Genomic DNA, 236 nt, shown 5'->3' with positions numbered 1-236 from the left:
AGCTTGGGAGCTGTAAAGCCCGGAAAGACTATATTGCCGGAAATAGCACGAAACTGCGGATCGGCATCCAGCCGTGCCGCCTGAATATGACTGCGTGAATCATTCCATAAAATAGCAGGTCGTAGGACTTGTGCATGTTGATCTAACAGAACCGCACCATGCATCTGCCCAGACAGACCGATGCCTTTGACAGCAGCCATTCCCTTGGGATGGGAAGCTTTAAGTGCCAGCAAAGC

1 protein-coding gene is annotated in these 236 nt (G+C 51.3%); it reads right to left on the bottom strand.

All coding sequences use genetic code 11. The features are described 5' to 3' along the window. A partial coding sequence (locus HBA93_RS23575) for an FGGY family carbohydrate kinase (RefSeq protein ID WP_286202175.1) occupies positions 1-236 on the bottom strand: 236 nt, incomplete at both ends.

It is taken from the genome of Ochrobactrum sp. SFR4 (assembly GCF_019730395.1).
Taxonomy (GTDB): domain Bacteria; phylum Pseudomonadota; class Alphaproteobacteria; order Rhizobiales; family Rhizobiaceae; genus Pseudochrobactrum.
The sequence above is the reverse complement of the archived record's forward strand: the minus strand, read 5'-3'. Positions and strand labels throughout refer to the sequence as shown.